Below are 13,011 nucleotides of genomic sequence, written 5' to 3' on the forward strand. Positions count from 1 at the left end.
CGGGTTTGTACGGTCTAGTTGGCCTGTCATATGCCGAACTGTTCGCCAACCAGGAGATCCGTTATGCATCTCGCCATTGCCTCGACCTACGGCCCAACCGACCCGACACGAGCGACCGTCCCGTTTTTGCACGCGCGTGCCGCGCGGGAGCAGGGTGACGCGGTGACCATCATGTTGCTGCACGATGCCGTGCTGCTGGCGCACGGGGATTCGGCCCAGGATATTCGTGCGTTCGGTCCACCGCCGCTCGGAGCTATCTTCGAGGAGCTGGCGGCGGACCCCAACGTAACGTTGCTGGTGTGCAAGCCATGCCATACCGTGCGTCGCCTCGAGGAATCCCGTTTACATGCTGGTGCCCGGTTGGCAACGATGGGGGACTTTCATCGAGCCATACGGGAGAATGGAGCGACCGTGTCTAACTACGGCTAGGACAACGCTGTCCGCGCTTTGGTAAATTCGGGCGTTTCAAGGGACAATCTTCGTAGCGTTGTCATGGACTATCAGGAGGTGGCATGAAGGGTGACAAGAAGGTCATTGAGTATCTCAACCGCGGCGTGCGCAGCGAGCTTACGGCCGTCCACCAATACGTCCTGAATGCGCGACTCCTTGAACACTGGGGCCTGAATAGCCTGGCGAGCAAACAGGAAGAGGAAGCGCGGGAGGAGATGCAGCACGCTGATCGTCTCATCCGCCGCATCCTGTTCCTGGGTGGTAGCCCGAACGTGCAGGACATGGATACGGTTCGTGTCGGCAATGACGTCAGGGAAATCCTGGAGAATGATCTGGCAGCCGAGTCAGAGGCACTGGCCCTTTACCGGGAAGCGATGGAGTACTGCGAGAAAGCGCGGGATTACCAGAGCCGTGACATCTTCGGCGCCTTGTTGGCCGACGAGGAAGGTCACTACGATTTCCTGGAGACTCAGCTGGAACTGATGGAGCGCATCGGCCGGAAGAACTTCGAACAGTCCGGTACGTAAGCGTCCAGCGAGAATGGCCGATGGGAGCGGCTGCGCGTTCTCTGTATTTGTATGTCCTGGCCCGGAAGATTGTCCACGTGATCTCTCGGACGGATGTTGCGTTCCCTCGAACACCCGGGTTCCAGACTGTCGATTCCCTGCAAAATCACGCCGGAGGTCTACATGACGACACCGTCAACTACTCTTCGTACCCTTCTCAGCCTGGGGCAGGCGCCCTCGGCCTTGTCGGATTCGGCGCTGATCCTCATTGATTGCCAGAACACCTACCGTGAAGGCGTCATGAAGCTTGAGGGAGTGGAGGAGGCGCTGACGGAATGTCAAACGCTGCTCGAACGGGCTCGGGGCGCCGGCATCCCGATCTTCCACATTCAACACGACGCGGGGCCCGGGTCACCGTACGACATCCGCGCTGACATTGGGGCGATTGCTGATCCGGTTGCTCCGAAGAACGGCGAACCGGTCATTACCAAGCATTTGCCCAACTCGTTCGTGGATACGGACTTGCATGATTCTCTTCAGCAGGTCGGGGTCCGGAACATCATTCTTGCGGGTTTCATGACCCACATGTGCGTTAACTCCACGGCCCACGGCGGTTTCAATCTCGGATACGCACCGACCGTTGTGGCCAGTGCCACGGCGAGCCGGCCATTGGAAGCGAGGGATGGGCAGGTTCTGTCTGCGGAGGCCGTACGAGACGGTGCCTTGGCCTCCACGCGCGACCTTTATGCGATCATCGTGAACACTGCGGCGGACATTCCGGATTGAGCGCAAACCCACCACGGCCCTTGCGGTAGGTCTGAGCGACGGTTCCCTAGCCTGCGGCAGACGTACTGACTCGAAGGACGGCGCCATTGGCGGATTATACGATCCGAATGAAGCGCGTGTACGACACGCCGGAGCCGGAGGACGGAGCCCGGCTCCTGGTGGATCGGGTCTGGCCTCGTGGTGTGCGGCGCGAGGCGCTTGAGCTCACCGACTGGCCCCGACAGATCACCCCTTCCGCCGCGTTACGCAAGCGCTGGCACGCCGGCGAGCTCGACTACGAAGGCTTTGCTGGTGCCTTCCGGGATGAGCTCACGGAGCGTGCTGATGATCTGATCCCCTTGATGCGCCGCGCCCGTGAGGGCCCCCTCACGTTGCTCAGCGCGGTGCGCCGCATGGAGCGATCCCACGTTCCGGTGCTTCGGGCGGTGCTCCTGGAGCAACTGACCACGGAGGATCGCGAGGCGGGGGATTACGAGACGAGCTCCCCGCCGTGCTACGCGGAAGAGTTTTACGGGCCGGACTACAAACCGCCCTCGTGAAGCCCGTACTACAGTTTGTCGAGCGCTTGCTTGAGGTCGGCCCGTAGATCGTCGACGTCCTCCAGCCCGATGGAGAGCCGGACGAGCTGCTCCCGAATGCCGCGCCGCTCCCGCTCCGCGGGGCTTAGGTCCGTGTGGCTGGTCACCGCTGGTTGCGTTACCAGGCTCTCCACGCCGCCTAGGCTTGGCGCGTTGAGGAACAGTTCCAAGGCGTCCACGAACCGGGTGGCTTCGTCGACACCGCCGTCGATCTCGACGCCCAACATGCCGCCGAAGCCGGTCATCTGGCGCGTGGCCACGGAGTGGCCGGGGCTCGAAGGCAGGCCGGGGTAGTGCACGCGCGCCACGTGCGGGTGCGCCTCCAGGACTTCGGCGAGTTGCGCGGCGCTGGCGTTGTGGCGCTCGACCCGGATGAACAGCGTCTTTAGGCTGCGCGAGAGCAGGGCGGCGGTCTCTGGCGCGGGAGCCTGGCCGAACTGCTTGCGCCAGCCGCGCAACGGAGCCATCCCCTGGGCCGTCCCGAGGGCCACGCCGGCGGTCAGGTCGCTGTGGCCGCCAAGGTACTTGGTGGCGCTGTGCAGCACGATGTCAGCGCCCCACTTCATTGGCTGTTGGTTCACGGGGGTCGCGAAGGTGTTGTCCACCGCGAGCAGGGCGCCGAAGCGGTGTGCGGTCCCGGCCAGGTGCTCCAGGTCGTGGACGGCCAGGTCGGGGTTGCTCGGGGTCTCGGTCAGGACAAGACCGAAACCTTCCGCCAATACGTCGGGCAATTCCGCGACGGCGTCGGAACCGAGCAGACGGGTGGGAATACCGAGCTGTGGGAGCTGTCGTTCCAGTAACTCCTGCGTGCCGCCATACAGGTTGCCGAACCCCGCGACCCCGGCGCGACCGACCCCGAGGCATGCCGCGGTGATGGCTGCCATCCCGGAGCTGAAGACCACGGCCTCTTCAGCGTCCTCCAGCTCCGCCAGCTGCTCCTCCACTGCGAGCAGCGTCGGGTTTTGGCCGTATCGGGTGTAGAGTCCCCGCGCCTCGCCGCTGCCGACCGCTGCAGCGAGCTGGGCGGTCCGCTCGAAGGCGAAGGTAGTCGCGGTGTAGATTGGGCCATGGGCCGCGCCGTGGGGGTCCCTAAGATCGGCACCATGAATGACCCTTGTGGCGCGGCTGCGCCGGGTGGCGTTTGAATCACGCATTGCTTCATTCCCCTTTCAAGACCAGGCACAGCGTGCCTGTCTACCCAACCGATGGAAACGTGGGTTGACGGGGGATCATGCTCGAAAAAAGTACTATCTCCAATATTGCAAAAAGAATTTGTATTGGTTCGTCATGGCTCCGGTCTCTCAGGCCGTGGAGCCTCCTCAAAACCCGGGGGTGGTTCAGCCATCTTTTGGTTGGCAACACACACCGTCCGCGACGTGGAGCCGAATTTCTGGTGGCCGGCTACCGTGAGCCCAGGTAAGGCCCTGCGCTGCCAACTTTCGGGGCACGGGCCGTCGTCCAATTTTTAATCTTCGCCTCGCTGGTTTATTCCGTTAAGAATTCGACAAGAGGGAATATTTTTTGGAAGAATGGACTGCTTTGCCCCGTTATGATTAGCGAATAAAGAAAAAACATGAATTAATATTATCCACCGTTGTTCTTAAAATAATATGTAGCTCCCTGGCGGGTAAAGGGTGAGGACACCTCAGATGATAAAAAGCGGAGTGCAAAGCCCATGTTTAATAAAAACCCTTCTCGCAGCCCACCAAACTGTTTTTGCGCTGAGTCGTCGACCCGATCGCGAAAAAATTTAAACGTAATTTCCCACTTTAATTCCACTCTCCTGCGATCAACAGCCTATAGTCTGCTAACTGCGGCCTTGGTTTCAGGCACCATGGCGGGAGGACTTGCGTGGGCCGACCCGGCAGAGCCCGTTAACCCGCTGGAACGACGATTCCTCTCCGGGCCGCCGCTGAGCATTTGTGATCAGGGGTCGTTTTTTGTCGGTGGCGTCCCCAAGATTACCAATTTCGCTGGCGCGAGTGAGGGGCCACCGCAGCAAATCATTATTGGTCAGGCCTACGTTCAGTTCCAGATCCCGTCCGTAAGACGGCAATGGCCATTAATCATGGTGCATGGGTCAACGCACACCGGCGCCGCGCTGGATTCGACGCCGGACGGAAACGAGGGTTGGTTGCCACAAGCTGTGCGCAACAACCTTGCGACCTTCATCGTTGATCAGCCGGGACGTGGACGCTCCGGCTTTGACCATTCCGTCCTCCACGAAGCGCGGGAGACAGGTAACCTGGATTTAATCCCAACATTCGGCAGGATCACCGATAATCAGGCATGGACAATCTGGTTTGGCCACTTGCTTCCGTCGGGTTCAACGATCCTCGATGGCACGATGATTCCCCATGGCGGGCCAGGTGATCCTGATCCACCAGAAACGGATCCGCCATCCGAGGCCCATGGAGATTATCCACCGGCTTATCCGATTCCACCGGTACCCAGATCAATTGATTCAGACCTTGAAATGCGTGCGGGCGCCATCGGCCCGGCCCCGAATCCCGATAACAACCCCTACCTGGCGCTCAACTACAATAAGCAGCTGGTGCCGAATGCAGAGGCCACTTTGCCGCGGTCCACTTGCGCGGCATGCGATCCCATGGACGTTGCCCCAGACAGCACGTGGTCATCCCGAGCCATGGCGGACCTGGTTGAACATCTTGGTGGCGCGATCGTCTCGCCCCACTCACAGTCCGGCATCCATTTATTGCATATGATCCGGATATTGAAGGAGAGGGGGACGTTACACCTCGTGCAGGGAATAATTATTCCCGAGTCCAATATCGGACTGTCCAACTTGGTGAATGCTGGCATTACACCAGGGGATTTCGATCACATTCCGTTCCTGCTTATGAATGGAGACTACCGCACTGGAGCCGCACGTGATAGGCAACGTGAAATGGTTGCTGCGATAAATGCAAGTCCTACTCGTTCGGTGGGGCCGGCGGTCTATGTGGACCTGGATCACCCGGACTTTGAAGGGCGATTCCACGGCACAACTCACATGATGATGCTGGGTACTAACGCCAGCGACATATTCGATTTTGCCTTGGAGTGGGCAGATGAGAATATACCCAACCCCACGGGGATTCCTTGCCCTGCGGGCCCGGGAGATCGTGGTGCTCCACCGCCCCATGCCGGCACTCAGGGTCCACCGCCTCATGCCGGCACCCAGGGCCCACCTCCCCATGCTCGGGGGCGCCAGGACCGCTAGATCAAACGGCCAGGGCGATTCACCTTCTTAATCACGGCGCCTGCTATCTGCGGGCGCCGTGTTTCTTTTGATCGAACTATATTGACCTTAAGCGGTCGGGCCTGAGACCCAATTACCGTTGGCACCGCGAGCGAGGGTGGAGGAGAGAGGCCGTCAGGAGAGGGCTGAAAGATGAAGCCCTGCGGCCCATTGGGCGCAGGGCTGCAAAAGCCAATGCGTTTAACGATAGTTCAACGATTACGACCGACGCCGCGCCCTCGACGTTCTACATTTTCACTAATCCAGTCGATGATCAGGTCCGCAATCTGATCGCTATTCAAGTCGTTCATTAGCATATGACTGTTACCGAAGATTCCCATCGCTGGTGGGTACAGCATTTCCGCGTTACCACCTGCCGAGTTGACACGCTCGATGAATATATTGCAGTTATCAAATGCAGCTTGCCAGGTTGTACCGGCAAGATGGTCGCCGAAAACGACTTGAATTGGCACTGTTGCGAGTGTCGCAATCTCGTCGTCGGTGTAGATATTGGCGTTACACCCACCTGCGGGTTCAAGCAGCACCGCGCCGCGAATCCCGGCAGGGTCAATAAGTGCGGCTTCAAGTGGAAATCTTCCTGACTGGGAAAATCCGGCAAGTACCGCTCCGTCCAGCTTTGCGGCCAGCTCGGCCATTGCTTGCCAGTTGGGATCCGGGCTGGGCAGGAGTGCGTTCAATGTTGTTGTTTGTTGCTTGGCGAATTCGTCCAAGGCTTCAATTGGAAACTGCGTGTCCGGAAAAGGAATGCCGGGTTGTGGTCCAAATCGAAACGCCGTCCATGCGAACTCATTGCTCGTCCTGTTCATCAGAGGCAACTCGTCTGGAGGAAGCAGGCCTGCGCGGACTTGGTTGAACAACGAAACATCGTGCGTAGAACGACCACGCGCAGCTTGATCAGGAATGTATGTGGGGTAGCCCTCTCGAACAAAGTACTCGAACCAGCCCATGCGACCATCAGGTTGCGTATCGTAGTTTTTCCCGCTTAAGCCTCCGCCGTGAACCAGTACCACAGGGACCTTCTGGCGCCCCTGAGGTACCATGTACTGAACGTACATTTGATTGACCATGGTGTGACCGGTTCGCGAGTCCGTTCCCAGAGCATCTGAGAAGATTAGGTCGCCGCCGACATAGAAGCTGCCAACAGACTCGAGAACTAGTGGTGGTTTGCTTTCTTCAAGGGTTTCGAATTGCTGCGCGCTCGCCACGCCGGCGACGCTCAGGCTCCCGGCCATTGCAAGAGCGATGGCTATTGAGGTTTTTTTGCTTATAGAATCTGTGTTTCCGCTTTTCATAACGACCTCGGCGATTACTGACGATTAGGATGGTTCACTGTTTGGTGCGCAAGCATTTGCTCGCGTCGATCAGAGTGACGCCGAAGTAAAAAAAATTCTATCAGATTAAATTTGACATTTTTCAAAAAAATTTTTCTAAAACACAGGGCTGTGCAATATAGATAAAATATCTTTTTTCGTCGTTCAGTTTGTCCCCGATGCCCTGTATTTTTTTGGTGTAACTCCCGTCATCCTTTTGAAAACAGAGGTGAAGTGACTCTGGCTCGAGAACCCGAGATCTAAGGCAATTTCAACAATGCATGAACTCCTTAACGTCAGGAGGCGTTTGGCTTTCTCAATACGCCTCTGAATGACGTACTGATGAGGTGTTGTGCCAACCGATTCATGGAACATGAGGCAAAAGCGCTGTGCACTCATGTTTTTTAAGGCAGCGATCCTCTTAAGCGATAAATCACCGCCAAGGTTTCGTTCGATGTAATCTAGAATTTCCTTGAGTGCCTGTTGGCATAACTCATTGCGAGAAGGTATCGGCCGTCGATTTTCTCGCCGATATCGATGGATGAGCAAGCATATGAGGGCCGTGGATAACGATTGTCCGTACAGATGGCCCGATAGGCATCCGGTACTGATCTCGGCGGCAATGCTTCGAAGGAGCGTTTCAATACGCTCGTCGTTAAATGCCGGATGATGTTGGAGGTTTACGTTGGCGATGGTCTCATGATTGTCGAGGTGTTCCATTAGCCAAACGTCTTCAAGTTCCACCAGTAAAACCTCGGTGGAACCGACCCATGTTATCGGGGATGCCTCGTAGGCGCGGGGCCAGATGCCAATACATCCAGGTCTGGTCGTGATTTTGTGACTGACTCCTGATGACCGATACCTAAGCGAGACTGTTCCCTGGAGGGTAAGCGCGATGTAAGTCCGGGGCCACCGCAGGTAATCAATCGGCAACGTCGTTGTGAATCGGGCCCAACGGGCAGGCAGTCCACCCCAGCGAAGCCCAGAAGTTGAGACCAATGTCTGACCAAGTTCTACCGGTGACGACAACGCGCCTTTCGAGGCAGGTTGGGCGATCATGGTTTCCCCCAGCTTACATGATCGTTGATTGTTGACCTGCCAGTTGAAGCGCCGTGGCGCGACCGACAGTGGGCACGTCAGTGATTCGGCGTTACTGTCATGCAGAGGATTCCCGGACGGCAATGGGCCGGACAAGCGAATCCCAATTTCCCCGAGTGAGTATAGACAAAAGTCGTAGGGCGATGGTCGACAAAACTTAACATAATATACAATATACGCAGTAACAAAAGCCCTATTCGTTTCAACCACTTATTGGTATTGGTAATTCCAGTTCAAAAGTGAATTTTGACGACAAGTGCCGCAAGAGACTGAAATCGCGGTCACCTTACTAAGAGGTTGCGCCCGCGCGTAGCGCGCCACCCCACCGCGAGGTGTACCAGCAGCCTCGTCTTCATTCACCCGGCTCTCCTAAGAACCAGAAGTCGAGGCCGAACTCCTTTGCTTTTTTTCAGCTTCTCATCGGCGCTCTCGGCGGCGATATCGATTGTGCGCGTATTCTTTTGTGAACGAGCTTGTTCCTTACCTGGACCAACCCCTGCGTCTGGTTCGCAGTTTGAAGTCAGGCAATCTCAATAACACCAACCGAGACATACGCAAGGCAAAACATTCCGGTCACGAACGCAGCTATACCTAGAACACCAAGCCCCCAGATCAAGGTGTCGGCAATGCCTGGTGTCCCCGAGGTGTCTAGATCTTCGCCATCAAGCTTTTTGCGCCATCGTTCGGCGAAGGAGTAATCGCGCCAGATGATGGTGAGAAGGCAGAGCACAAGGGAGATTATTGCTAGAAACAAGGCAACCCATCCCCATTTGAGCACATCCAGAAGTACAGAGGTGAGTGTTGGCGCTGTTTGGCTGGTGAATATGCCGATGGAGACGGTCAATGCCCCACCGCTCAAAACAAAGACGGCTTTTGCTAACGAGTCCGCCCGCTTACGAGTGTCCTCGGTTAGCGCATTGAATAGTTCAAGATCATCTGCCATGAGTTTGTTTACGCTCTTCCTTGCCTCACACCCAGCTTCGGTGGCGTCGCACATCCTGTCGCTGCATGCTGCAGTTATGTCGGGCCATTTCCATCGTTGGCTTCGCCAATCATCTCCCAGGCCCAAGATATTGCCGCACTCACCTCTCCACTTTTGACGGCTTGACTGCCCAATGCTCCTGATATTTTGGGCCATCTGATCTTGGCTTGACGCCGGGCGCACGGATCTGGATCGTCAGCGGGATCGGGAAATCCGTACCGATGATTGCCGCCTCGCCGGGACGGAGATTTGGCAGGAATGCCGAAGCCGCCCGGTCGATCTCACCGCAGGCTCGCTCCACCACTTCACGGTCACGGTCGTTGGTAAGCCGGTGCACGATCAGAGTGCCCATCTGGCTCAGAACGCCTTCGGTGACATCACGCGGCCGTTGGCTGGCCAGACAAATATTCAGGCCGTACTTGCGGCCCTCCTTGGCTATCACTTCGAAGGCATCGAGCCTAGAGGCATAGTCTTCAGCGCCGATCTGACGACCGAGAAAATTATGTGCTTCGTCCACCAGAAGCACCGTTGGGCGATTCTGAAACGATCCAGCGCGAGCCTTGGTCAACAGGTGCCGACCGATGACATTGGCGATTATTTCACGGGCGTGAAATTCATAGGCAATCCCGCTGAGGCAGATTCTGAGTAGGTTGTGGCCCCCATCGATGAAGTCATCGATCTGTTGGGTTAACGCAATTCCCGTGTCCGGCTGGAACACGCACTTGAATGCGGGGGATGCCAAGACCCCGTTGATGCGTGCCACGAGTGACAGGCAGTAGGAAAAATTGCCGTCCTCACGTCCCCATTTTGTGGGATCCTTCTCCCCTTGCCTGGCACCAAAACCTTCCGGATAGACGCACTCCTGCTCTATCTGTTTGACCAGTAATCTCACATCGAAGGGCTGGCGCGGATCGTCCAGCCTGCTCGACACATCTTGCTCCATCTCCGCCGCTTCAATATCCGTCTTCGATTTATTGATCTTCTCGATGACGCCATCCGTTGCAAGACCGGGTCTCAGGTTGGCAAGCCGCAGACTTCTAATCGCCGCTCGGAGTTTCGGCCCCTGAACTTTGCCTGCTGGCTCGAACAGCGCAGTGAAGTCCGACTCCAGAAAAGATGTCGGTGGCAACGAGCAAGAAGTGGATGCAGCCGCCTTCTCTATGGGGTGGCCCAGATGGCAGTGGACGACATTATCTCCTGCGAAGTTCCGGTACTCACCGGTGGCGTCGATCAAAATCAGCTTCGCTTGGGATCGCAGGCATTCCTCGATGATTCGCGCTGTCGTCCAGCTTTTACCGCCTCCGGTTGCGCCGAGAATCGCGCAATGACGGCCGAACAGCCGCTCAGGCTTTACGGTGACAGCACTCCTCTGCGCCACATCGATCGCGCCGAGGTTCAGGACCACGGGCTCCCTGTCATCAGCATCGTGTTCCATCAGGCGGGGCAGCAGTGCGAGAAACCGATGCGGGGCAGCGTAGATCCGATCTCCGAGGCGCGGGTAGGCGTCGACGCCTGCGGTGACTTGCAGGTCATCCATGGCAACACAGCCTAGTAACTGAATCTGGCCCAGTGCGTCCAGATCACTATTTCCTGAGAAGTCGCGCCGGATATTGCGCCGCTCTGGTTCCCGCAGGCGGACTTCAGCGATGCGCCCCAGCAGAAGGCTTTGTTGGCCCTCGATAAGAACAAACTCGCTGACTTCGCCCAGGCCGTAGCGGGCACCGGCAAAATGAGAACCACTCGGATTGCCAGCTACGCTGAGATTGACGCCCACTCTTTGGGCAGTAATCGAGGAGGCCACCCCAAGAAATAGTTCAGGCCGCAGCAATCCGTTTGGGAAGGTCTCATCGATGCACAACTTGCTCACAGCTCTCTCGTCACGCCCTTGATGGCTTTCATTAGGGCGTCCGCCGGCGTCAACGATTTCAGGTCGGGGATCATCTCAGCGAATTCACAAAACGATGCGGTGATAAACCACACATCTTCACCACGATGACTCAGTCGGAACAGCCTTTTCCAGTGCGCATTATCTCCCGTTTCATTCGTGCGAGCCCCGGGATCTACCACGATTAAACGCAAGTGGGGGTTCGACTCTACGGCACCTAGGAGTGGCTCGGCCAGATGATCGTCATTGAAGCCAAAGCCCACGGTCAGTAAACATGTATTCGGTTCGCGCACGGCGGCAAGATACTGAGCCATTGATTCGAGATGGGGTTGGGCGAAGCTCTGCTGGTACTTGCCCCGTGCGGGGTAGATCAGACAAGCCTCGTCAGGGGTCGGCTTGTCTTTCTCGCAAATAGTGCCGTCTTCGCCCTTCGCCCAGTTGACTGATCCGTGGAGCTTGTAGAGCAGGAACACGCCTTCCAGGTACTGGCCAAGGTCGTCGCCGCTTCGCGGTCGCCGGATGATGTCGTAGCCGAAGAACCTAGGGTCATAATGGCGAGGAGCCGTAAACGAGAATCCGTCGAGAGCTACGCCGCCAAGCGCGGCGGCAGCCCGTTCGTAACAGAGGTCATAGTTGGTCGTGAACACCTTCAGGCGTTGATCACGAACGCGCCGACGGGAGAGGCGATGCAGAAAAGTCTTGTGATCGTGTAGGTCCCCGGTGTCCAGGAATGTCGAGCATTCGTTTAGGATCACTTCCTTGCTGAAGTTCAAGAAGTTGCTGACGTGTTCATCCTGGTTCACCAGCAAGAAGGCCTCGACCCTGGATAGGAAGGCCTCAATATCCTTGTTCGCAAGGTCATGATTGACCTTCTCCGCGGTCCGCTTGGCGTCATCCGTCGGTTCTTCACCAACAGCGCGCTCCCAAAGGTCAAGCATGGATGGCCCGCCGGCTGATCGCGAACATCCGGATCCAGCGAGAATCACAAGATGCTGCATTTGTAAGGACGCAAGCAGCGAATTCTTCAGCTCGTCCTTGGCTTTCCGCACCTCCTCTGGCTGATGACTCTCGTCGTGTGAGTTCCCAGCACCCAGCGCCTGCCAATCGTCCGAACCAGGTGTCCGTAAGGCAGGAACGGCTCTCTGCTCGTGCCTGATCATTTGGCCTATGACCTCCTTCTCGGACAGCTAGGTTTCTCCGACGTAGTTAACCCGCGGCGCAGTCTCGACGGCGGGGCTGTCGGTGTCGGATTGAGCGCCCGGTTGGGTTTCCGGGCCAGAATTTACTTTTTGTCCTTCGGACGATGATCTTCACGGACATCTCTGAGCGGCGGTCCTTCTGGTTTTGGCGGGGCAGTCGGTCGCTGCGAAGGAGGGTTTTTCTCTTCAGACATCTACTCATCCTCCTCGAGGTGTTTGGACTGCGTCGTCTCAGCAATGTGTACGAGTACCGGAGCTTGTTCTTGATAGTGGGACGCGTATGCAAACGGAAGAAAGGCAGCTCCGGCGAATACCGCAGCAAAAATCATTGCGCGATGAGCTCTGAACAAATCGGCGGAGCGAGCCTCATTTAGCTGAGCATTATGGTCACCCGCTCTAGCATAGGATTGCTCAAGATAATCATCAAAGTCTTTATCTGCAGCAGCCTTGCCGTCACCGTATTTGGTGTGCCAATTGCCTAGAGCTTGATGATACTCGCGCAGTCTCATCGCGCATTCAATGTGCTTGTATGTGTGCCCGTGAATGGCTCGAGCTAAGAAGAATGCTCCTACGCCTATCGCGAGGCCCGAAGCTAGCGACAGCAGTCCGAAAAACGCACTGCCTAGATCAAGACCAAGCCTGTAATTCTGGAACATAAAGGCAAGAAGCGAGCCCATAAGCGCCAAAATACCTACAGGCGTGTTCACTGCGGCCCGCAGGTCATTTCGACGTGCTAGCTCTCGATGATAGTTGTCTCGATAGTCGTACGGCATCGAGTCGCTTCCTTATGATTAGTGATTCTAGTGTACGGTCGAACTCCTTCTCAGCGACAAAGCGTTGGACATTCGCAGGTTCACGAATCCAGTCTCTCAGGTTGTGGGGCCTCTTCAAAGCTTGCGACTGTTCGCTCCGGTATCCGACTCGTTTTCTCACTAAAGTCATGCGTTCGACCTTC

Annotated in this window: 12 protein-coding genes; 5 read left to right on the forward strand and 7 right to left on the reverse strand. The window is 56.9% G+C overall.

The window, feature by feature from the left end:
• The first annotated feature begins 63 nt into the window (after window positions 1-63).
• The 4 genes from M0534_RS05830 (at window position 64) to M0534_RS05845 (ending at window position 2,281) form a co-directional block, all read left to right on the forward strand.
• The gene (locus M0534_RS05830) at window positions 64-429 is read left to right on the forward strand and encodes a DsrE family protein (protein ID WP_248567461.1); all 366 of its coding nucleotides are present in this window, start codon (window positions 64-66) and stop codon (window positions 427-429) included.
• Window positions 430-512: 83 nt separating this feature from the next.
• The gene (bfr, locus tag M0534_RS05835) at window positions 513-977 is read left to right on the forward strand and encodes a bacterioferritin (protein ID WP_248567462.1); all 465 of its coding nucleotides are present in this window, start codon (window positions 513-515) and stop codon (window positions 975-977) included.
• 162 nt (window positions 978-1,139) lie between these two features.
• Window positions 1,140-1,742, forward strand: a complete 603-nt coding sequence (locus M0534_RS05840) for a cysteine hydrolase family protein (protein ID WP_248567463.1) — start codon at window positions 1,140-1,142, stop codon at window positions 1,740-1,742.
• Window positions 1,743-1,849: 107 nt separating this feature from the next.
• Window positions 1,850-2,281 (forward strand): DUF488 domain-containing protein, encoded by a 432-nt coding sequence (locus M0534_RS05845; RefSeq protein ID WP_248567464.1) that lies wholly within the window; start codon window positions 1,850-1,852, stop codon window positions 2,279-2,281.
• A gap of 8 nt (window positions 2,282-2,289) precedes the next feature.
• Here M0534_RS05845 and M0534_RS05850 read toward each other — a convergent pair whose 3' ends face one another.
• Window positions 2,290-3,474, reverse strand: coding sequence for a trans-sulfuration enzyme family protein (locus M0534_RS05850; RefSeq protein WP_248567465.1), 1,185 nt, complete (start codon window positions 3,472-3,474; stop codon window positions 2,290-2,292).
• Window positions 3,475-3,995: 521 nt separating this feature from the next.
• On the opposite strand from M0534_RS05850, the gene M0534_RS05855 reads away from it, so the two are divergent.
• A complete protein-coding gene (locus tag M0534_RS05855; RefSeq protein ID WP_248567466.1) occupies window positions 3,996-5,543 on the forward strand; it encodes an alpha/beta hydrolase family protein in 1,548 nt (515 codons plus the stop codon).
• Window positions 5,544-5,773: 230 nt separating this feature from the next.
• Here M0534_RS05855 and M0534_RS05860 read toward each other — a convergent pair whose 3' ends face one another.
• From M0534_RS05860 to M0534_RS05885, 6 genes are all read right to left on the reverse strand, one after another.
• Window positions 5,774-6,874 (reverse strand): alpha/beta hydrolase family protein, encoded by a 1,101-nt coding sequence (locus tag M0534_RS05860; protein WP_248567467.1) that lies wholly within the window; start codon window positions 6,872-6,874, stop codon window positions 5,774-5,776.
• Between the two features lie 183 nt (window positions 6,875-7,057).
• On the reverse strand, window positions 7,058-7,636 hold the full coding sequence (locus M0534_RS05865; RefSeq protein ID WP_248567468.1) for a helix-turn-helix transcriptional regulator: 579 nt from the start codon (window positions 7,634-7,636) through the stop codon (window positions 7,058-7,060).
• An 874-nt stretch (window positions 7,637-8,510) separates the two neighbouring features.
• The gene (locus tag M0534_RS05870) at window positions 8,511-8,933 is read right to left on the reverse strand and encodes a hypothetical protein (RefSeq protein ID WP_248567469.1); all 423 of its coding nucleotides are present in this window, start codon (window positions 8,931-8,933) and stop codon (window positions 8,511-8,513) included.
• A gap of 139 nt (window positions 8,934-9,072) precedes the next feature.
• Window positions 9,073-10,839 carry an ATP-binding protein gene (locus M0534_RS05875; protein ID WP_248567470.1) on the reverse strand — a complete coding sequence of 589 codons (1,767 nt, stop codon included), beginning with the start codon at window positions 10,837-10,839 and terminating at the stop codon, window positions 9,073-9,075.
• Window positions 10,836-12,017 carry an SIR2 family protein gene (locus tag M0534_RS05880; RefSeq protein ID WP_248567471.1) on the reverse strand — a complete coding sequence of 394 codons (1,182 nt, stop codon included), beginning with the start codon at window positions 12,015-12,017 and terminating at the stop codon, window positions 10,836-10,838. Before M0534_RS05880 ends, M0534_RS05875 begins: the two co-directional genes overlap by 4 nt.
• Before the next feature lie 233 nt (window positions 12,018-12,250).
• Window positions 12,251-12,829 (reverse strand): hypothetical protein, encoded by a 579-nt coding sequence (locus tag M0534_RS05885; RefSeq protein WP_248567472.1) that lies wholly within the window; start codon window positions 12,827-12,829, stop codon window positions 12,251-12,253.
• Between the last annotated feature and the right edge of the window lie 182 nt (window positions 12,830-13,011).

This window comes from Methylonatrum kenyense, from assembly GCF_023195885.1.
Lineage (GTDB): Bacteria > Pseudomonadota > Gammaproteobacteria > Nitrococcales > Aquisalimonadaceae > Methylonatrum > Methylonatrum kenyense.